Raw genomic sequence first — 20,179 nt, forward strand, 5'->3', positions numbered from 1 at the left:
GACTTATGAAAAGTTTCGTCTCTTCAATTATATGCCTGCTTTTACTTTCTTCGTCTTTCTCTCAACAACAGGCATTTACCCTTCAGGACAGCTTAAGGGGCAGTATTACACCCGAAAGAGCATGGTGGGACCTGCTTTTTTACGATCTGGATGTAAGTGTGAATCCGGAAGAAAAATATATTGAGGGAACCAATCTAATCAGGTATAAGGTGTTAGATGAAAATCAACTCATGCAGATCGACCTGCAGGAGCCTCTCAGGATCACCATGGTTCAGCAAGAGGGGAAACCCCTCTCATTTACCTCTAAGGGCTTTGCGCATTTTATTGAGCTGGAAGAGAAACAGCAGATTGGAGATATTGGAGAAATTGAGATATCATATGCCGGAACTCCCAAAGAGGCTGTCAATGCCCCCTGGGACGGAGGGTTTTCCTGGAAGAAAGATAAAAACGGAAAACATTTTATCGCCACTTCATGCCAGGGACTCGGAGCAAGTGTCTGGTGGCCCAACAAAGACCATATGTACGATGAAGTTGACAGTATGGCTATCCGTGTTACGGTACCCAAAGATCTTGTGGCCGTGGCAAACGGAAGGTTAAAGAATAAAGAAGAAACCTCAACTACGACAACTTTCGACTGGTATGTTACCAATCCGATAAATAATTATGGTGTAAATATCAATATTGGAGATTACGTCCATTTTGAGGATGCCTACCAGGGTGAAAAAGGAGAACTGGACCTGTCTTATTACGTGCTTCGCGATAACGTGGAGAAGGCTAAAAAGCAATTTGAACAAGTTCCCCTTATGCTGAATGCCTTTGAACACTGGTTTGGCCCTTATCCCTTTTACGAAGACAGCTTTAAACTGGTGGAAGTCCCCTATCTGGGGATGGAACATCAAAGTTCCATTACCTATGGCAACGGATATCAAAACGGGTATCTGGGTGTTGATCTCTCCGGCACTGGATGGGGCCTGAAATTCGATTTTATCATTATCCATGAATCAGGGCACGAGTGGTTTGCCAATAATATCACCTATAAAGACATTGCCGATATGTGGATCCACGAAGGATTTACCGCTTATTCCGAAAATCTTTATCTCGATTATAATTACGGAACAAAAGCCTCAGAAGAGTACGTGCTTGGAACGAGGCGCAGAATACAAAACGACCGACCTATCATAGGACCCTATGGCGTAAATAAAGCAGGATCTTCCGACATGTATTACAAAGGAGCCAACATACTCCATACACTCAGACAATTATTGGAGGATGATGAAAAGTGGAGACAAATATTAAGGGGCCTTAACAGCAGATTTTACCATCAAACAGTGACTACCGGAGAGATTGAGAATTACCTGAGTGAAAAAACAGGAATTGACCTGACAGCGTTTTTTGAACAATACCTCAGGACTACTCAAATACCTGTTTTAGAATACCGGATTTCTGATGACTCTATAACTTACAGGTATACCAATATTGTTTCTGATTTTGACATGCCTGTTCGAATTTTCTTAGGGGAAAAGGAACATTGGCTTTTTCCCGAAGAGGATTGGAAAACAGAACAAGTTGAAAACGCAAATCAATTGGTTTTCGACCCGAATATCTATGTGCTGCCCATGGCAAGAGTTGAATAAGCTGACTTATTCGTAAAAATTTGAATCGGTAAACCCAATACTTTTTACCTTATCTTTAGTTTTCATTGTTGAGCAATGAGCCTTCAATTTCAAAATCCCGAGCATGAAACTTAGCTTTCTTATATTCCTGACTATCCTGGCCCTGGGCTGCAAACAAGTGGAGGAGCCACAGCTTAAAGAAAGTATTTTATTTGCGGATGTGACCATAGTGGATGTGGTAAACGGAGAGCTCAGGGAACATCAGTATGTCAAAATTGATTCCGGAAAAATCAGTAGCATTTCATCAAACATTCCGGAAGGCATCGATTTTAAAACTACTATCGATGGAAAAGGAAAGTACCTTCTCCCGGGACTTGCGGAAATGCACGCCCATATCCCTTCCCCTCCCGTATCAAAGGAATCCCTGGAAGAGACCCTCTTCCTTTACCTTTCCAATGGAATTACTACCATTCGAGGCATGCTTGGCCATCCCTCACACCTCGAATTGAAAAAACTCGTTTCCCGTGGTGAAGTCCTGAGTCCAAGGATTTATACCTCCAGTCCATCCCTGAATGGAAATACGGTCAGGACCCCTGAAGAAGCCATATCCAAAGTGCGGCAGTACCAAAAAGATGGATACGACTTCCTTAAAATACACCCCGGAATTCAAAGACCGGTTTTCGATGCCCTGGTTGAAACCGCAAGGGAAGTGGAAATCCCTTTTGCCGGACATGTCCCTGTAGATGTAGGAATTCATCATGCCCTGCAAAGTGGCTATGCCACTATTGACCATGTTGATGGGTTTCTGGAGGGCTTAGTACCTGAAAACAAGAAAGTGAATCCCAGAGACAATGGGTTTTTTGGTTATAATTTTACACCTCTGGCAGATACCAGTTTGATTCCTGCACTGGTAGAACAGGCCAGAAAAAACAAGGTATGGATAGTTCCCACCCAAAGTCTGTTTGAGCGCTGGTTTGCTCCTGTTTCCGCAGACAGGCTACTCAATGAACCCGAAATGGTCTACATGCCGGTTACGACACTCTCAAACTGGAAGATCAGGAAAGAACAATCTACGGGTCAGGGAACAGGTTTTAACGAAGAACAATGGGACCAATTTCACAGCATCAGACAGCAATTAATCAGGGCATTGAACGAAGGAGGCTATGGGATGCTCCTCGGATCGGATGCTCCACAACTGTTTAATGTCCCCGGCTTTTCCATCCACCATGAAATCGATGGGATGGAAGCGGCAGGAATGAATAATCTCGACATTTTACAAAGCGGCACTATTAACCCGGCCATCTTTTTCGGGGAGGAAGATTCCTTTGGCCAGATCAAGGAAGGTTTGGCGGCAGATCTGCTGCTGCTTGGGGAAAATCCACTTGAGAACCTGGATGCTTTAAAACAGCTGAAAGGTGTTATGGTGAGGGGCCAGTGGTTAGATAAAAAAACAATCGATAAAAAGCTAAAGGTTCTGGCCTCTCATGTTAAAGACCAATAAGTATAAAATATCGACTAACTTAAGGAATCATCTACCTGTGAATTCACGTCATCAATTCTTTTGTATTCTCCTGTTCTTCCTTTGCAGTTCCCAGGGATTTGCTCAATTACTCTTAAAACCAGAACGCGTCTTTGACGGAGATATAGTTCACCAGGGATGGGTTGTTTTGATTGATGGCAAGCAAATCATTTATGCCGGCCCTGATTCGAATGTGGAAATCCCGGAAGGGACTGAGGTTCTCGACTTAGCCGGGAAAACATTGTTGCCCGGAATTATTGAAGGCCATTCCCACCTTCTTCTTCATCCTTATAACGAAACCTCCTGGAATGATCAGGTCTTAAAGGAATCCTCAGAAGAACGAGCTATTAGAGGGGCCATACACGCAGAGAAATCTCTTCTGGCAGGAATTACCAGCATGCGTGATCTGGGATCCGAAGGAGCTGGCTACGCCGATGTTGCTTTAAAAAAATCGATATCATCAGGACTCATTCCGGGACCCCGCTTACTGGTGGCCGGCCCGGCCATTGTAGCTACGGGGGCTTATGGTCCGAAAGGATTCCATGATAAGGTAGAGGTTCCCTTGGGTGCGGAAGAAGCAAGTGGAGTGGAAGGAGTAATCAAGGTAGTGCGCAGACAGCTGGGCAAGGGTGCAGATTTTATAAAGGTATATGCCGATTATCGCTGGATTCCGGGAGCAGCTTCGCAACCTACTTTTCTTCCCTCAGAGTTAAAAAACATGGTGGATGCCGCCACCAGTACCGGGAGCTATGTTGTTGCCCATGCCAGTACTCCGGAGGGGATGCGCAGGGCGGTCCTGGCCGGGGTTGAAACCATAGAACATGGGGACGGAGGAACCCGGGAGGTATTCGAATTGATGAAATCCAAAAATGTAGCCCTATGCCCTACCCTGGCAGCAGGCCATGCCATAGAGCGCTATGGGGGATGGGATCCGGGCAGTGACCCTGATACCGACCGTATCCGCAGTAAAAAAGCTTCTTTTAAATTGGCTCTGGAAACCGGTGTGACAATCGTCTTTGGGGGTGATGTGGGTGTCTATCCGCACGGGGAAAATTACAGGGAAATGGAATTGATGGTCGATTACGGAATGACTCCAATAGCAGTGCTTAGTGCTGCCACAAGTGTAAATGCCAATGTATTTCATCTCAACCGCCTGGGCCGGGTTAAAAAAGGGTTTCTGGCGGACCTGATCGCAGTGGAAGGTGACCCCACCGAGGACATCAGCTTCATGAGAAACGTAGCTTTCGTTATGCAGAACGGCACCGTATACAAAAATCAATAACTATCCTTTATCTCTAAATAAGACCCAAAGAACTTAAGTTTGAGGAGTTGGCATTAACAACTCTTTAAGAAATACTCATACCCTTTTTGGTATATTTAGCTGACCGTAACGAAACTAACGACTAATGAAAAAAACACTACTCTCCCTGATGCTTTTCGCATCGTTTTCTCTGCTTTCACAAGAATTTAAAATGGACCTGGTACAGGACCTTAAACCACGAAATATTGGTCCCGGCGGGATGAGCGGAAGGGTCACCGCAATAGATGTGGTGCAAAGTGATCCCGATGTAATGTTTGTGGGTACGGCTTCAGGAGGACTCTGGAAATCTAATTCGGGAGGAATTAAATGGGCTCCTGTCTTCGACAAGGAAGTAACGGCATCGATAGGAGCCGTTGCCATACAACAAAGCAATCCATCCGTTATCTGGGTAGGCACAGGGGAAGGAAACCCGAGAAACAGCCTTAATGGCGGTTACGGAGTATATAAATCCCTGGACGGAGGCAAGAACTGGATGTCCGTCGGCCTGGAAAAAACAAGGCATATCCATCGTATTATCATAGATCCCACAGATCCCAATACAGTGTATGTGGGTGCAATAGGTTCTCCCTGGGGAGAACATCCCGAACGCGGGGTATTTAAAACCACAGACGGAGGAAAGACCTGGAATAAAATCCTGTTTGCAAATAATCGTACAGGGGTAGCCGATATGGTGATGGATCCCACCAATCCCAATAAACTTTTTGTTGCGATGTGGGAACACAAAAGAGATCCCTGGTTTTTTAAGTCGGGAGGCCCCGGCAGTGGCCTGTATATGACCCATGATGGGGGTGCCAACTGGAAGCAGATTACGGAAGACGATGGTCTGCCAAAAGGTGAATTGGGGAGAATAGGGATTGCGGTAGCAAGAAGTAAACCCAATGTGGTTTATGCCCTTGTGGAAGCTAAGAAAAATGCCTTGTATAAATCTGAAGACGGCGGTTTTAAATGGAAAAAGATCAACGACAAAAGTGATATTGGAAACCGACCTTTTTACTACTCTGAGATCTACGTAGATCCGCAGAATGAGAACAGGGTATATTCGGTCTTTACCTATGTCAATGTTTCAGAAGACGGTGGAAAGAACTTTTCCGAATTAATGCCGGCTTATGGAGTACCCAACGGAGTACACCCCGATCATCACGCCTGGTGGATCCATCCTGAGGATGGTAATTTTATGATTGACGGGAATGACGGGGGAATGAATATTACAAGAGACCGGGGGGAAAGCTGGCGATTTATTGGCAACCTTCCTGTTGGGCAGTTCTATCACATCAGTACTGACAACGAATTTCCATACAATGTCTATGGCGGAATGCAGGACAATGGCTCCTGGCGTGGCCCGGCCTATGTATGGAAGGCACAAGGGATCAGGAATAGTTACTGGCAGGAAATCGCCTTTGGAGACGGATTTGATGTAGTACCGGACAAAGATGATTCCCGCTTTGGCTACGCGATGAGTCAGCAAGGCTTTGTTAGCAGGTATGACCATATTACAGGTAACAACTATACGGTGAGACCCACACCGCCTGACGCTGAAACAAAATTGCGATTTAACTGGAATGCCGGGATTGGGCAGGACCCTTTTGATAACTCTACGGTCTACTTTGGTAGTCAGTTTGTTCATAAGAGCACAGACAAAGGTCTGACCTGGGAGGTGATCTCCCCCGACCTTACAACCAATGATCCTGAGAAGCTGAAGCAAAGTGAGAGCGGCGGACTTACCATGGATGCAACCGGTGCAGAAAACCACTGTACCATCCTGGTGATTGAACCTTCCCCTGTGGAAAAAGATATGTTATGGGTAGGTTCTGACGATGGAAGGGTGCACATCACTCAAAACGGAGGAGCCAACTGGACGGAAGTCACGCAGAATATCAAAGGCCTCCCCAAAGGAAGTTGGATCGCACAAATTAAAGCTTCCCCCCGCAACCGTGGAGAAGCACTTCTTATAGCTAATGATTACCGAAGATTTAACTATACACCCTACGCTTACAGGACCAGAGATTATGGCAAATCATGGGAAAGGATCGTCGATGCCTCGGATGTGCAGAGTTATACATTGTCTATCGTGCAGGATCCCGAAAACCAGAATTTGCTATTCCTGGGAACCGATGACGGATTATACGTATCCTTTGACGGTGCAGGAAAATGGCAGAAATGGACTGAAGGGTTTCCCACAGTTTCTACCAAGGATCTAACCATCCACCCCCGTGAAAATGATCTGGTAATCGGCACATTCGGCCGGGCAGCCTGGGTATTGGACGATATCAGACCCTTAAGGGCAGTTGCGGCAGATCCCGGAGTCCTCAATAGTACTATTGCGGTATTCGATCCTCCTACGGCTTATCAGGCTGCCTATCAACAGCCGACAGGTAGCCGATTTGGAGCAGATGCCCTTTTCAATGCAAGTAACCGGGAATACGGGGCGATGATCACCTATTATCTGAAAGAAGGGCATAAGAAGGGTGAAAAGAAAAGCGAATCAGAAGAGAAAACAGATGAATCGGGGGAAGAAGATGGCAGTGAAAAAACAGAAATAACAAAGGACTCGATCTTCGTAAAGATATACAAGGGCCAGGAACAGATTCGTACCCTTAAATACAAAACACCTGAAAAGGCCGGTTTCCATCGGATCTATTGGAATATGGATGAAAAGGGACCCGACCGTCCCTCGAGAACGATTCGGAAAAGAAACAGGGAGTCAGGTGGCGTAGAGGTGAAGCCGGGAACTTACAGGGTAGTGGTTTCCTATGGGGAAGAAGAGGACGAGACTATGATCACGGTCGCTTCAGATCCAAGACTAAATGTGCCTCAGCCAGCGATAGACGAGGTATACACTGCGAGCAAAAAGCTCGAGAAGTTTACCCAAACCGCCGCAGATGCCATAGAACAGCTGGCGCAGAGTAAAAAAATTGCCGATAGGTATCAAAAAGATCTCAAGGAACTGGATAAGGAAAAATTCGAGGAGGCCATAAAGGCTTCGAAAGAAATCTCAAAAAAGATTGATAGCCTTATCGATATCTATGTAGGGAAAGTTGATAAACGCCAGGGTATTACCCGAAATCCTGAACTCACTGTAATGAGGAGAATTGGTACAGCTTACCAATACGTACGTTCCAGAAAATCGGGAATTACTCCTACGGAAAACCGACTTATGGAATTTGCTGAAGCGGATCTGAAAGAAGCCCTGGAAAAAACAAACACCTTCTTTAAGGAGGAATGGAAATCCTACAGGGAATCCATTGAACCGCTTAGTATTTTGATGTTCAAAGAAACAGCAGACATTAATCTGGACTAAACAGCCGGGGATTGGAAATAAAATGATAACCGATAAATTTCAAAGACAAATGAAAAAGGTAGCACTACTGATTTTCCTGGCAATTTTATGGAATTGCAAGGAAAAAGAAGCCACAGATACCATCGCAGAAAATCTGAAAACCTACACCATAGAGCAGATGATGGACAATGAGAATGTATGGGGAGGAAGTTTTTCTCCAGATCTTTCCAAATTGCTGGTCACCAGCAACAGATCGGGTATTTATAACATGTACACAGTGCCCGTCAAAGGTGGAGATTTTCAGGCCGTTACCGAATCGGACAGTTCTTCCGTCTTTGCGATCTCGTATTTTCCTGAAGATGAGCGGATGCTCTTTCGGATGGATAACAACGGTGACGAGATCTACCATATTTTCCTCAGGGATAATGATGGGACCCATAGAGATTTAACGCCCTATGAAGGAGCGAGATCTCTCTTCTATCGCTGGGCAAAAGATGACAAAGGATTTTTCTTTGGTTCAAATAAGCGCGATAATAGGTATATCGATTTGTATAAAATGGATCTTGCAACCCTGACCCCTACCCTCGTGTATCAAAACGATGAGGGGTATAACCTGGAAGCTATCTCAAATAATGGAAAATTACTTGCCCTTAGCAAATCGATCAATACCAACGACAGCGATCTGTTTCTCTATAATCTTGATGAGGGTACGCTTACCCAGATAAATGAAAATCAAAGTGCCAACAGTGCTCAGGATTTTACCCCTGACAACAACGGGTTTCTGTATACCACGGATGACGGGAGTGAATTTTCATATGTGATGCAATTCAATATTGCCGATGGTTCAAAGCAAAAAGTGATGGAACGCGACTGGGATATTATGGGCACGTATTTCACTGAAACCGGGAAATACCGGGTAAGTTATATAAACGAAGATGCCAAGAATACCATTGAAGTAGTGGAAGTTGATACGGGTGAAATGATGAGCTTACCTGCCATAGGAAACATGGATATAACCAATGTGGCCTTTTCTGATGACGACAGTTTGATGAGATTTTACGCCGGTGGTTCACATACTCCTTCCAACCTCTATGTTTACGATATTGCGAGTGGGGAGCAGACAAAACTGACCGATGTTTTAAATAAAGAAATCCAGGCTCAGGATCTGGTACAGGCAGAAGTTATCCGCTATCAATCATTTGACGGCCTTGAGATCCCTGCAATCTACTACAAACCTCATCAGGCATCTGACAGCAACAAGGTGCCGGCTCTGGTATGGGTTCACGGAGGACCAGGTGGGCAAAGCAGGCAGAATTTCAGTTCTTTTATTCAATACCTGGTGAATCACGGCTATGCAGTATTAGCCGTAAATAACAGGGGAAGTAGTGGGTACGGTAAAACTTTTTACCGGATGGATGATCTCAATCATGGAGACAAAGATCTCAAAGACTGCGTAGAAGGCAAGAACTGGCTTGCTACTCAGTCGGAAATCGATCCGGAAAAAATAGGTATTATCGGCGGGTCTTACGGTGGCTATATGACAATGGCTGCGCTCACTTACACCCCTGAGGAATTTGCAGTAGGAGTTAATCTTTTTGGAGTGACCAACTGGATCAGGACCCTTCGCAGCATCCCGCCCTGGTGGGAATCCTTTAAAGATGCACTTTACAAGGAACTGGGAGATCCTAACAGTCAGGATTCACTGAGACTGCGTGCAATTTCTCCACTTTTTCACACCGATAAAGTTACCAAACCCCTGATCGTACTTCAAGGTTCAAAAGATCCGAGAGTTCTGCAGGTAGAGTCGGATGAGATCGTCGCCGGAGTTAGGAAAAATGGTGTCCCCGTAGAATATGTCCTATTTGAGGATGAAGGCCATGGCTTCGTTAAAAAAGAGAATCAGATCACCGCTTATAGTAAAATACTCGAATTCCTTGATGTATACCTGAAAGAGGATAAAGGGGAACCTATACAGGACGGGAGCACAATGGAACTTCAAACAGAAACTGAATGAGAAAAATATTTCTTGTCTTAGCCCTGATGCACTTCGGGATGGTCCAGGCCCAGGATACCGGAGAAGATGACTGGGGAGCCTGGTATATGTATTTTGGAACAAATCAGATTGCTGAGAAACTCAGTATTCATTCCGAAGCACAATTTCGTTATTATGAAACAGCGGGTAATTTCAACCAGCTATTACTTCGTACCGGATTGAATTATCATATAAACTCCAATGCCATTGCCACTTTTGGATATGCTTATATCAATACTGACAATACCTTTGAGGAGTTTGAAAATGAAGTAAATTTCAAGGAAAACAGGATCTTCCAGCAATTCATCCTTAAAAATAAGGTTGGGGAGTTTAATTTTGAGCATCGTTATCGGCTTGAACAGCGTTTTATTGATTTCGGTTCCTTTACCGATACCCAGCACAGGGCCAGGTATCGTTTGCAACTAACGCTGCCTCTTACTGATACTTTTTTTCTGAACGCCTACGACGAGGTATTTCTGAATTTACAGGACGATATCTTTGGACAAAACCGATTGTACTTTGCCTTTGGGGTTCATATTACCGAGAATGCAAGCCTGCAAGTGGGCTATCTGAAGAACCATTTTAATCAGATCAATTACGATCGGTTTCAACTGGCTATTTTCTTTAATCCCGATTTGCGGAAAAAGTCGAAAGCAGCAGACTAGAATATCTAAGCTTGTAAAAAATAGAAAAATTTTTAATCAAGACCGATGATCTCCTCAGATCCAGAAAAATCCAATTGACATCGCCCGGATTATTGTGTAACTTTAGGGGTAATTCAAAAAAATATAAAAATGAAAATTATTAAAATATCAATCTTAAGTCTTCTTCTTGCACTAACTTTTAGTTGCAAGGAAACCAAAAAGGAAGCCGGCGAGGCCGCAGAAGAAATGGAAGAGAAGATGGAAATGGTAAAGGAAGAGATCATGGTGGAAGCCGTAGCTTTTAAGATGGAACCTAAAAGCGATAGCAATGTGGCAGGGGAAGTCAAATTTACCGAGGAAGATGGAAAAGTAACCATGGAAGCCAGTTTTTCAGGGCTTACCCCAGGCGAGCATGCTATTCACATTCATGAAAAAGCCGACTGCTCGGCGGATGACGGAACCTCTACAGGAGGCCACTGGAATCCAACAGCGGAACCTCACGGGAAATGGGGAGATGATACGGGCTATCACAGAGGGGACATTGGAAATTTTGTAGCTGATGCCGATGGAAATGCCACTGTGGAGTTTTCCACCGATCTCTGGTGTCTGAGTTGTGAGGATGAAACCAAGAATATTGTAGGTAAGGCCGTGATCGTACATCAGGGAGTTGATGATTTTACCTCTCAGCCCAGTGGTGCTGCAGGCGCTCGGATCAGCTGTACGGGAATTATAAAATAAAGTACATAAATAATTACAAAGAAGGCTGCCTCATAGGTGGCCTTTTTTTATGACTTTTATCTATACACTTATTCACTTTTAACCTCCTATGGTCTCAAAAATCGTCTCTAAGTCTTTTCGATATAGGGTGTCACAAGAGAATTACGAATCCCGAAAATCAGGATCACGTTACTAAAGGATGATGTAGAAATAGACTATTTGCGAAGCAGATTTTGCAATGATCGGTTAGCCATCCAAATTTTAATAAACACAAGGAGCATAGCTACGGTCCAGCTGACAAAAAGGAAGTATTCCATAACGTAGGTGATTCGGGTCGGTTAATACTCAATTTTAAGTTTACTATCGTTCTATTGTAATACTTGGGGCATTATAATATGAACTTAAACGATAAAAATAGGCATTTCGTCTATGTTTTCCTAAAGAATTGCAGGAAAATCGAGCAATAGCACAGCTCTTTTCGACGAAATGCCATAGATATCTTATTATTTTCTGATGTTTCTTAAAGGGCATCAACCCGCATCCTGATCAATGGTCCATGTTTAAATGCAGGCACTTCTAAGGAATTCCCAAAAAAAATTGTTTTACTCATTGTTTATGATTTTTAAGATTATCGTTACCCTACCTACGGAAAGTAAATGGCGGGGTTTGGTCTTAAATGTTAATTTCTTCTTAATTAGAATTGATTTCTTTTTCATTATGACGCATTGTGTTCTTAGAAAAGTCATTTTTCCCGTACTTTAGAATCAAATTCTCAGGATATGAATCCCTCGGGACCGGGCTGGATCAATAAATTTGGAGAGGTTGTAAGAAATAAGGCTGGGATTTATTCCGACTTCTCAACCTTGTATACAAGCCTGAAAGAATACGGCTTTGTCTACGGGATGAATGTGGAAACACCATCTTATATAAGTATAGAACATTCTCCCTCTGAGGATGAACGAGCCAAAATTAATCTGCTTACGGCTTTGTACTTCACCTTTGCCGTGGAAAGACAGGAGCATAGTTTTGATGATTTTTTGGAAACCATCTTTGAGTTTTACAAGGAACTCAAAGTGAGTCAGATCTCTTTATTAAACAAGATCCTTACCGGGAGTAAAACATCTGCACAACTCGAAAAACTGATTGAATCAAGGGTCTACCTCGATGATAATGTCATCAGCAGGACCTTTAATAGCATTATCACCAATTCGCTGTTGTTTATTGATGTTCTCACTTTCAGGTATTTCTTAAGGGACGGAAAGGAAATTGTTAAGGAGGCGCAAAAACTGGAGTATTTAGCCATCAACATTACTTATCACGCGCTGAATGCCAAAGAGAAAAACAAGGCCGACGAAAAATTGTCTCAGTTATTCGCCGCTTCCCTTACCTTTATCGATGGGGATAAGGAAAAGTTTGATGGCTCTTATCGGGAAATCTTGCTGAACAATTGTTCCCCCTGGGAGAATCAGTATTTTTTGGATGTAGCCTGTCTTACGGTATGGGAAGATTATTCGCTTGATTACAAGGAGTCACAATTCATTTATGGCATTGGAAAAGACATGGGGTTTACCGATGAACAGATTGCCACATCCCTGGAAGACATCACCATCTTTTTTAAAAAGAATATTAATAAAATCTCATTTTTAAAGGATACCAATATGGCCGTCCAATTTTATGACAGCATGTCGAGGGTGGTAAACAAATTGATCCTGAGAAATAGTAAACGCCTTCAAAAGGAACTTGCGGAAAGTAAGGAATTGGTTTTTCTGATTTCGAAAGGAGCCGTAAAAGATCTTAGTGCTGATGAAAAGAAAAAAGTTCAGGACCAACTTGTGGACGTCTTTAAAAGTGTTCCTTCTCTGGCCATTTTTCTCTTACCCGGAGGAGCTGTTCTCTTACCTATTTTTATCAAATTGATCCCCGCTTTGCTGCCTTCATCTTTCGACGAAAACCGGGTTGTGAAAAAGGAAGAAAATACTCAAAAAACCAACTATAAGAAAAATCTATAGTGAATATTACCTATCTGTATTTCAGGTATTTGATTAATCTTATTCCAACCATAACTTAAAATCTCTTACACGCTCCCTGCTGACGATGATTTCCTGATCTGAAGTCTTGTTTAACTTGATTTGCAACCTCGAATTTGTATAGGAAATTATGTCGCGGATATGGTTGATATTGATCACATATTTCCTGCTCACCCTGAAGAAAATTTTAGGTGTAAGTTCAGACTCTAACTGCTCGAGGGTACTGTCGAGCAGGTATGCTCTTCCTTCGGTAGTTGCCGCATAGGTGCCTTTGTTCTCACTGTAAAAACATTCCACATCATCTGCATGGATAATCTTGAGGTGCTGCCCTACCCTGACGGTAAATCTTTTTTTGTATTCCCGGTCGATCGGGTTCACCAACAACTTTTTTATATCTTCAAAGTCGACCGCCATCCTGGAACTGGAGACTGCGTTTTGCGATTTATATTGAGCAACTGCTTTTTCCAATTCTTCCTCATCAATAGGCTTGAGGAGGTAATCCACACTATTAAGTTTAAAGGCCTGCAGGGCGTATTCGTCAAATGCCGTCGTAAAGATGATCGAACTTTTTATCTCAAGTAGTTCAAAAATCTCGAAAGAAAGGCCATCAGACAGCTGAATATCAAGGAAAATCAGATCTGGATGCGGATTATTCTGAAACCACTGCAAGGACTCTTCAACAGAATGTAAGGTTTTTTTGGCCTCAAGTCCGAGCTCAGACAACATCCTCGACAATCTTCTTGCAGCCGGTTTTTCATCTTCAATTATTATTACATTCATATTTTCAACGATCATTACCTTTAATGGGATTAATTAGATTTTGAACTACAACAGCGTATTACTCTATTGGTTCTCCTCCTGTTCCATATACCTCCTGATTTGATTTGCTTCCCATTGCTTTAAGATTGGAATTTGTGGTGAGAATACCCGGATACCATGAACAAACAATCCTATTCCCCATAGAATCGGGACACTTAAAACGTTCCAGATGAGCCATTGTACAAATGAGGGATCAATATTGGCAGTATTCATCTCAAGAAAGTTAATTCCCCAAAGCCCTTCAATTACGATAATAGCGTTTACTACCAGATAAATCGTAAGATGCCTGTAGAATCCTTTTATCTTTTTTACCCTTTTTTGGGCCCTCTTATAAGCCTCAATTGATCTTTCGTCCATGACTATTTATATTTTGCGGCGTCGCGTTTGTCTTTATCGATATATTTCCTGATCTGTCTCTCCTCCCAGTTCTTCCCTAGTATCGGATTATAATCAAATACCTTGGCAGCGTGGAAGGCCAGGCCAATTCCCCAGAAAAAAGGCGTGAAGAAGGTGCCAAACTGCCAGAAAGTATCTCCGTCATCCAATGCTCTTACCAGGATATTCACCAGAATAAAAGCATTTATTACGATGTATATACTTAGGTGGATATAAAAACCCTTGAGTTCTTCTACTCTCTTCTTGGCTTTTTTTAATTTTTCACTTTCAAATTCCTTTTCCATTTTTTCCTGTTTATTTCTTATTCCCATCTTTTTATCTCATCATCATCACGCATCAATTCCTTTATTTTCCTTTCCTCCCATCCCTTTCCAAAGAAAGGATTGAGGTCGAAAGTGCCAATGGCGTGAAACAGAATGCCGATACCCCATCCAAAGGCTGCCCACAAAAACCACATGTATCGCCATTCATTGGTAGCATAATTGATCAGCGCCAGGGCTGATATTACCAGCACATACGAAGTGAGGTTTGTATAAAATTTCTTTAGTCGGTCTACGCGTTCTTTTGCCCGGAGATACTTATTCTCTTTACTTAAATCTTCCATGATTAGTGTTTAAATATTATTGATTACTTCAAATTTCCTTTTTTATTCACTGATTTAAAAAACCATACAACCCAATTGTAATTTTTTGATGATGAATCGTATCCCGAGGAAAGGGAATTACTCAACTCAAAAGCAATTTAAAAGTCGTCCTGCTCCATAAACTCCTTGATCTTACGCTCTTCCCAGCGCCTTCCCCAAAGCGGATTGTACCCATAGGCTTCCATTCCGTGGGTGATTAGACCTATCCCCCAACCCAAAGCCGGGAATAATACCCAGGGGAAATCTGTCGTCCGGTAATTTAGCCAGGCCAGAAAGGGGATCACTATACAATAGGCCAGCAGGTTACCAAAAAATCCTTTGATTGCCTGCACCCTCTCTTTTGCTTTTTCATAACGCTTGTCTTCTATATAAGCTTTTTGTGTTTCCATACTTCCAATTTGTTTAGTCAGCATCGGTAATTCAACCATAAAATCTGATGCCGTTTTAATAATATTTACTTCTCTATTTGACAATATAGAGTACCGCTGCTGTATATTTCGCAGCCCTACCCCACTGCTTCTCTTTACAACAGGTTTTTCCTGAAGGTTGTTCTGCACTACCAATTTTCCATTATCCTCAAAAACCTTAATTCTCAAAGGCTTTGAAGAAGTCACAACATTGTGTTTTACTGCATTTTCCAGTAAGAGCTGTAAAGAAAGAGGTACGATCTTAGCATCGGGAATACTGGAGGTTTCCGGTATTTCGAAAGCTATTCCATCCTCGAAACGCATGGTCAGTAACTTCACGTAGGTCCTGGCAAAATCGAGTTCCTCGTTTACAGGCACCAGGTCTTTATTCTTTTGCTCCAACACATATCTATATACCTTAGATAGGGCCGTAGTAAATCGCTGGGCTTGCCTGGGATCCTCCTCTATCAGACTGGTCAGTACATTGAGACTGTTAAAGAGAAAGTGTGGATCCAGCTGGTTTTTCAGGGCATCGAATTTGGCCGAAGCCGTCCCGGCAATTATCTTTTGTTCTTTGATCTTGGTATCCTGAAGCGCTTTCCAGAAATAAAAGGCATGAATAAACAGGGAAATGACAAGGGTGATGACCAGGGCAATGATATAGTTGATCACACTTTCATTTTCAATAAAGTCCTCAAAAGTATTGTTGTAAATGATCACTTTTATAAACCATCTTACTAAACCAAAAGCTATTACAGTTAAAATAACCGAGCCTATTGCACCAAACCACAACCTTTTTACAGCTTGTGTTTCCCAGCTGTATTTTCTGCTTGCATAATTGTGAAAGGAAGATCCGACAGCCGTGAGGACAAAACAGTAAATAAAAGATATCCCTGTCATTTCAAACAAATCCATCATCAGTACAGGTTCGCCAAAATTCACAAGGAGATTCAATAGCACAATAACTATTGTAAGTATCAGCGACACTTTTAATACGGTATTAAATTCTTTCATTTTTTGTGTTTCTTAACGCTCCGTGAACTCAAACTCCTTTGTTTAAAGGTAGCAAAAAGTATATTTTGTAAACAGACCTGCATGTGTTTGTCGATGTGTTTCTACAGAAAAAATTATTCTCTGCAAATATCAGACGATACCTTTTGCTTTAAAAAAAAGTATGACCGAATTGTGAAATAGGTCTTCTCAGTTGTAAGCAAAGTGCCCCAATACCTGATTTAATTTATCTATTTTTAACCTCAGTTATCTCCTTATGTATATTCCATCACAGTATAAAAACGAAAACATTTCCGAGGTAAGGGACTTCATTAAGGCCCACTCCTTTGCAATCCTTATAAATCAGTCGGAAGGAAAACCATGGGCCACTCACACTCCACTTGAATTAGGAAAAGATGAAAACGGAAAGGACATCCTAATCGGCCATATAGCCAAAGCCAACCCCCAATGGAAAGCATTTGAGAACAACCCCAGGGTCCTCTGCATTTTTCACGGACCGCATTCCTACATCTCATCTTCCTGGTACAAAGAGGAAGAAGTGCCCACCTGGAACTATATCGCCGTACATATTTATGGCAGGGTGAAAGTCATGAGCACTGAAGAAGTATTGCAATGGCTTCACGGTCTGGTAGATCATTATGAAAAGGAGGAAAAAAATCCGATTTCCCTTGAGCAGATGTCCCCGGCTACGCTTAAACAGGTGCGAGGGGTTGTGGGATTTCGAATTCAGATAGATGAGATACAGGCAGCATTTAAACTTTCTCAGGGACGGGAGGAAGATCATGAAAGGATTATCAAGGAGTTGAAAGCTAAAGATGAACCAGGAAGAAGGCATATAGCTGATATTATGAAAAAAAAGGAGGACAGCCGCTCGGAAGAATCAGAATAGCCGATGAGCATCTCCTAAATTGTCTGCAGGTGCTTCAAGAGTCCTTCACGGTGCGACTTGCTCAGTGGAATAGCCTTTCTGTTGATCTCAACATGACTTTCCGCAACTACATCTAATTTGGAGATATTTACCAGAAATGAACGGTGTACCCTTACAAATATGTCTCCGGGTAATTTGTTTTGCATGTCTTTTAAGGTAGTGGTGAGCACGTATTCCTTTTTGGGCGTCATAACATGACAGTAATTTCGGTCGGCCTCAACATAAAGTATATCCTGGAGCAGTAATTTCACCATCTGTCCGTGATGCCTGATAAAAATCCGATCATTGAGAAGGGCCATATAATCTTCTTCTGCGGGAGCCGATTTACTTTTGGTTTTCACCTGTTCGGTAGCCAGTGCCAGGGATCTGAGCATATTACTTTTGGTAATAGGTTTAGCGATAAAGGCAAAAGGATGAGTCTGTCTTGCTTCCTCAAAGGTCGGTTCATCATTGTTGGCTGTGATATAGATAACAGGTATATCGGAAAATTCCTGAATCTTCTTCACCGTATCTATTCCGTTTAGCGCGCCTTTTAAGTTGATGTCCATCAGAATGATTTCAGGGGTGTTTAATCGAGAATGGATCACTGCTTCCTCCCCCCTCGATTCAATCCCGGTTATCTCATACCCTGCTTTAGTCAGTTGCAGCGAGATATTAGCAGCGATGATCATATCGTCCTCCACAATGAGAACACGGGTTTTACTGTCCATACTTATGCGGCTTTTATACGTTGAAAATCAAATGAAACCATTGTTCCTTTGTCTACCACTAACTTCATTTCTCCATCGAGCTGTGTTGTTAATAATTCGATAAGCTGGGTACCGAAGCCGGTTCCATCAGGTTCTTCCGACATCACCTTCCCTACCCCGTTATCGGAAACTTCAAGGTGCAAAACAGATTCGTGTTGCTCCAGGGAGACACGAATAATACCTTTCCTGTTTTCTGGAAATGCATATTTTAAAGCATTCGAAAGGAGCTCATTGACGATGAGACCTATGGGAATAGCATGATCGATATCTACGGAAAGTGGTTTCATCGAACATTCGAGTTCCACCCTGTCTTCCATTCCATATGAGTTAATCACATGATTCCCTAAATTTTTAAAGTAGTCCTTCATCTCAATATTAGAAAGGCTGTTTCCCTGATACAGTTTCTGATGGATCATACTCATACTGTGGACACGCTGCTGACTCTTCACCATTGCATTTCTGACTTTTTCATCACTGATTTGTTCAGACTGAAGGGTGAGCAGACTCGATACGATCTCTAAATTATTTTTCACCCTGTGATGTATTTCTTTCAGCAGGAATTCTTTTTCCTCATTCTGGAGCTGTAGCATTTCATTACTCCTCTTGTTTCTTCTCACTGATTTAAAAATTAAAAGAAGATAGAGGAAGAGCAGAAGGATCACGATCATACCCAAAGTCTGAATAACGCGTTGCTTCTTTAGCTGGATTCCCTGAAGCTGTATCGTACTTTCTTTTTCTGCAACCTCCAATTCAGTTTGAATCTGAGACATGCGTTCGGCCGCTTCTTCGGTAAAAACCGCTTTCTGCAACTGATCATATACTTCGAAGGCGTGGTAGGCATCTTTGTAATTACGGCTGCCTGCATAGGCCTTTCCCAGATTTTGGTAAGCTTCACTGAGAAAAAAAGCATCACTGAAATCCTCAGTCGCAATTTTAATACTGGTTTCAAGACTGGAAATTGCTGATAGGAATTTCCCCTGAAGATTTTGCAATTTTCCCAGGGAAAGCCAGGAGCGCATCAGCATAAAATTATTGTTAAGGCGTTCACTGTACTGAATAGCGTTAAGTGCCGCGGTTTCTGCCTCAGCATAGCGAAACGAACCACCGTAGAGTTCGGCCAGGGAAATATAAATATCACTAAGGTTATTATAAAATCCATAGCGCTCCCCTATGGAGATAGCATGATTATAATATTTTAAGGCATTGTCGAGATCATTCAATGCCAGGTACTGGTTCCCAACCACATAGAGTGTAAAATCGTAATCGAGATCGTTCATTCCATAAGCTTCAAAAAGACGGAGGGCCTGCAGGCCGTGTTCCAGCCCCTTATCGTATTTTTCCTGTTTCCAGAACAAGTTACTCAGGTCGCTGTACGCCAGTGCCTGTGCGTGAAGATCTTTGAATTGTTCCCCGAGACGCAGTGATCGCATGGCGTATTCAGCTGCAGTGGTAAGGTTGCCTTCACGCTCATAAACATAGCCGAGCTGTGTATAGAGAAAGGGAAGTTCTTTCTGGTCTACAACACCGATAGCCTGTCCGAGGACAATTCTGGCACTGTCTAATTTTTCATCCCGTAAGAGGATTGCCCCCTGGGTGATCTGAAATCGTCCCACCCATTCATTCCGCCCACTGACCAGCGCCTCCTTTAATCCTATTTGGGTAAACTCGTAGGCTTTTACGAGATCGCGTGTATGCCAGTAGTAAGCGAGATCATTTAAAATAGTAAACCTGAGCGAATCGGTAGGTGCACTTTTATACCCAAACTCAAGTGTATCGAGGTAGGACAAACCAAAATTATCGGTCTGTCGGAAGACCTGTTTGTAGGAATTTTCTTTGCTGAAGTCAATAATTTGGGACATGGCCTGCTGTCCGCTTATAATTGTGAAGAGGCCGGTACAAACAACTCTGATCCAAAGTGTTCTCATTTCTAATTCTGGCTCACTGAGGGGAAATGAGGCTATGAAAGATACAAAATATTCCATTAGCATCCGGAGGATAAAAAAAGGCAGTTGTTCGGACACTCGTTGTGGGTCTTCGTCCGCAGGACCTCCGATTGTTACATATAATTGCTTTTAT

The 20,179-nt window shown here is 42.7% G+C and carries 16 protein-coding genes; 9 read left to right on the forward strand and 7 right to left on the reverse strand.

Annotation, left to right across the window (positions count from 1 at the left end; all coding sequences use genetic code 11):
• The first annotated feature begins 5 nt into the window (after positions 1 to 5).
• The 8 genes from AB8P51_RS09340 (at position 6) to AB8P51_RS09375 (ending at position 13,132) form a co-directional block, all read left to right on the forward strand.
• Positions 6 to 1,634, forward strand: a complete 1,629-nt coding sequence (locus AB8P51_RS09340) for a M1 family metallopeptidase (RefSeq protein WP_369748562.1) — start codon at positions 6 to 8, stop codon at positions 1,632 to 1,634.
• Positions 1,635 to 1,737: 103 nt separating this feature from the next.
• A complete protein-coding gene (locus AB8P51_RS09345) occupies positions 1,738 to 3,114 on the forward strand; it encodes an amidohydrolase family protein (protein ID WP_369748564.1) in 1,377 nt (458 codons plus the stop codon).
• A 37-nt stretch (positions 3,115 to 3,151) separates the two neighbouring features.
• The gene (locus tag AB8P51_RS09350; RefSeq protein WP_369748566.1) at positions 3,152 to 4,414 is read left to right on the forward strand and encodes an amidohydrolase family protein; all 1,263 of its coding nucleotides are present in this window, start codon (positions 3,152 to 3,154) and stop codon (positions 4,412 to 4,414) included.
• A 124-nt stretch (positions 4,415 to 4,538) separates the two neighbouring features.
• Entirely contained in the window at positions 4,539 to 7,751 is a 3,213-nt protein-coding gene (locus tag AB8P51_RS09355) for a WD40/YVTN/BNR-like repeat-containing protein (RefSeq protein ID WP_369748567.1), read from the forward strand.
• Positions 7,752 to 7,800: 49 nt separating this feature from the next.
• Complete coding sequence (locus AB8P51_RS09360; protein ID WP_369748568.1) at positions 7,801 to 9,744, forward strand: alpha/beta fold hydrolase; 1,944 nt, start codon at positions 7,801 to 7,803, stop codon at positions 9,742 to 9,744.
• The gene (locus AB8P51_RS09365) at positions 9,741 to 10,427 is read left to right on the forward strand and encodes a DUF2490 domain-containing protein (RefSeq protein WP_369748569.1); all 687 of its coding nucleotides are present in this window, start codon (positions 9,741 to 9,743) and stop codon (positions 10,425 to 10,427) included. Before AB8P51_RS09360 ends, AB8P51_RS09365 begins: the two co-directional genes overlap by 4 nt.
• A gap of 129 nt (positions 10,428 to 10,556) precedes the next feature.
• Positions 10,557 to 11,144, forward strand: a complete 588-nt coding sequence (locus AB8P51_RS09370; protein WP_369748570.1) for a superoxide dismutase family protein — start codon at positions 10,557 to 10,559, stop codon at positions 11,142 to 11,144.
• A 758-nt stretch (positions 11,145 to 11,902) separates the two neighbouring features.
• Entirely contained in the window at positions 11,903 to 13,132 is a 1,230-nt protein-coding gene (locus AB8P51_RS09375; protein WP_369748571.1) for an LETM1-related biofilm-associated protein, read from the forward strand.
• Between the two features lie 39 nt (positions 13,133 to 13,171).
• On the opposite strand, the gene AB8P51_RS09380 is transcribed toward AB8P51_RS09375, so the two are convergent.
• The 5 genes from AB8P51_RS09380 to AB8P51_RS09400 all read right to left on the reverse strand — a co-directional run bounded on the left by AB8P51_RS09380 (position 13,172) and on the right by AB8P51_RS09400 (position 16,429).
• Positions 13,172 to 13,930: a LytR/AlgR family response regulator transcription factor gene (locus AB8P51_RS09380; RefSeq protein ID WP_369748572.1), complete on the reverse strand. Its 759-nt coding sequence runs from the start codon at positions 13,928 to 13,930 to the stop codon at positions 13,172 to 13,174.
• Positions 13,931 to 13,993: 63 nt separating this feature from the next.
• A complete protein-coding gene (locus tag AB8P51_RS09385; protein WP_369748573.1) occupies positions 13,994 to 14,326 on the reverse strand; it encodes a 2TM domain-containing protein in 333 nt (110 codons plus the stop codon).
• Positions 14,327 to 14,328: 2 nt separating this feature from the next.
• Entirely contained in the window at positions 14,329 to 14,676 is a 348-nt protein-coding gene (locus AB8P51_RS09390; protein WP_369748574.1) for a 2TM domain-containing protein, read from the reverse strand.
• Positions 14,667 to 14,969 carry a 2TM domain-containing protein gene (locus AB8P51_RS09395; protein WP_369748575.1) on the reverse strand — a complete coding sequence of 101 codons (303 nt, stop codon included), beginning with the start codon at positions 14,967 to 14,969 and terminating at the stop codon, positions 14,667 to 14,669. The genes AB8P51_RS09390 and AB8P51_RS09395 overlap by 10 nt, the downstream gene beginning before the upstream one ends.
• A 137-nt stretch (positions 14,970 to 15,106) precedes the next feature.
• Entirely contained in the window at positions 15,107 to 16,429 is a 1,323-nt protein-coding gene (locus tag AB8P51_RS09400; protein WP_369748576.1) for a 2TM domain-containing protein, read from the reverse strand.
• A gap of 253 nt (positions 16,430 to 16,682) precedes the next feature.
• Between AB8P51_RS09400 and AB8P51_RS09405 the strand changes: the two genes are divergently transcribed.
• The gene (locus AB8P51_RS09405; protein ID WP_369748577.1) at positions 16,683 to 17,315 is read left to right on the forward strand and encodes an FMN-binding negative transcriptional regulator; all 633 of its coding nucleotides are present in this window, start codon (positions 16,683 to 16,685) and stop codon (positions 17,313 to 17,315) included.
• A gap of 14 nt (positions 17,316 to 17,329) precedes the next feature.
• Here AB8P51_RS09405 and AB8P51_RS09410 read toward each other — a convergent pair whose 3' ends face one another.
• Together AB8P51_RS09410 and AB8P51_RS09415 are read right to left on the reverse strand one after the other, a co-directional pair.
• Entirely contained in the window at positions 17,330 to 18,064 is a 735-nt protein-coding gene (locus AB8P51_RS09410; RefSeq protein ID WP_369748578.1) for a LytR/AlgR family response regulator transcription factor, read from the reverse strand.
• A gap of 2 nt (positions 18,065 to 18,066) precedes the next feature.
• Positions 18,067 to 20,085, reverse strand: a complete 2,019-nt coding sequence (locus tag AB8P51_RS09415; protein WP_369748579.1) for a histidine kinase dimerization/phosphoacceptor domain -containing protein — start codon at positions 20,083 to 20,085, stop codon at positions 18,067 to 18,069.
• Positions 20,086 to 20,179: the final 94 nt, after the last annotated feature.

It is taken from the genome of Muriicola sp. SD30 (genome assembly GCF_041205185.1).
GTDB lineage: Bacteria > Bacteroidota > Bacteroidia > Flavobacteriales > Flavobacteriaceae > Muriicola.

Excerpts from the sequence above, each read along its gene's own strand:
- AB8P51_RS09340 (WP_369748562.1), top strand. The coding sequence starts at position 6 with ATGAAAAGTTTCGTCTCTTCAATTATATGCCTGCTTTTACTTTCTTCG.
- AB8P51_RS09345 (WP_369748564.1), top strand. The coding sequence starts at position 1,738 with ATGAAACTTAGCTTTCTTATATTCCTGACTATCCTGGCCCTGGGCTGC.
- AB8P51_RS09355 (WP_369748567.1), top strand. The coding sequence starts at position 4,539 with ATGAAAAAAACACTACTCTCCCTGATGCTTTTCGCATCGTTTTCTCTG.
- AB8P51_RS09360 (WP_369748568.1), top strand. The coding sequence starts at position 7,801 with ATGAAAAAGGTAGCACTACTGATTTTCCTGGCAATTTTATGGAATTGC.
- AB8P51_RS09365 (WP_369748569.1), top strand. The coding sequence starts at position 9,741 with ATGAGAAAAATATTTCTTGTCTTAGCCCTGATGCACTTCGGGATGGTC.
- AB8P51_RS09370 (WP_369748570.1), top strand. The coding sequence starts at position 10,557 with ATGAAAATTATTAAAATATCAATCTTAAGTCTTCTTCTTGCACTAACT.
- AB8P51_RS09375 (WP_369748571.1), top strand. The coding sequence starts at position 11,903 with ATGAATCCCTCGGGACCGGGCTGGATCAATAAATTTGGAGAGGTTGTA.
- AB8P51_RS09380 (WP_369748572.1), bottom strand. The coding sequence starts at position 13,930 with ATGAATGTAATAATAATTGAAGATGAAAAACCGGCTGCAAGAAGATTG.
- AB8P51_RS09385 (WP_369748573.1), bottom strand. The coding sequence starts at position 14,326 with ATGGACGAAAGATCAATTGAGGCTTATAAGAGGGCCCAAAAAAGGGTA.
- AB8P51_RS09390 (WP_369748574.1), bottom strand. The coding sequence starts at position 14,676 with ATGGGAATAAGAAATAAACAGGAAAAAATGGAAAAGGAATTTGAAAGT.
- AB8P51_RS09395 (WP_369748575.1), bottom strand. The coding sequence starts at position 14,969 with ATGGAAGATTTAAGTAAAGAGAATAAGTATCTCCGGGCAAAAGAACGC.
- AB8P51_RS09400 (WP_369748576.1), bottom strand. The coding sequence starts at position 16,429 with ATGAAAGAATTTAATACCGTATTAAAAGTGTCGCTGATACTTACAATA.
- AB8P51_RS09405 (WP_369748577.1), top strand. The coding sequence starts at position 16,683 with ATGTATATTCCATCACAGTATAAAAACGAAAACATTTCCGAGGTAAGG.
- AB8P51_RS09410 (WP_369748578.1), bottom strand. The coding sequence starts at position 18,064 with ATGGACAGTAAAACCCGTGTTCTCATTGTGGAGGACGATATGATCATC.
- AB8P51_RS09415 (WP_369748579.1), bottom strand. The coding sequence starts at position 20,085 with ATGGAATATTTTGTATCTTTCATAGCCTCATTTCCCCTCAGTGAGCCA.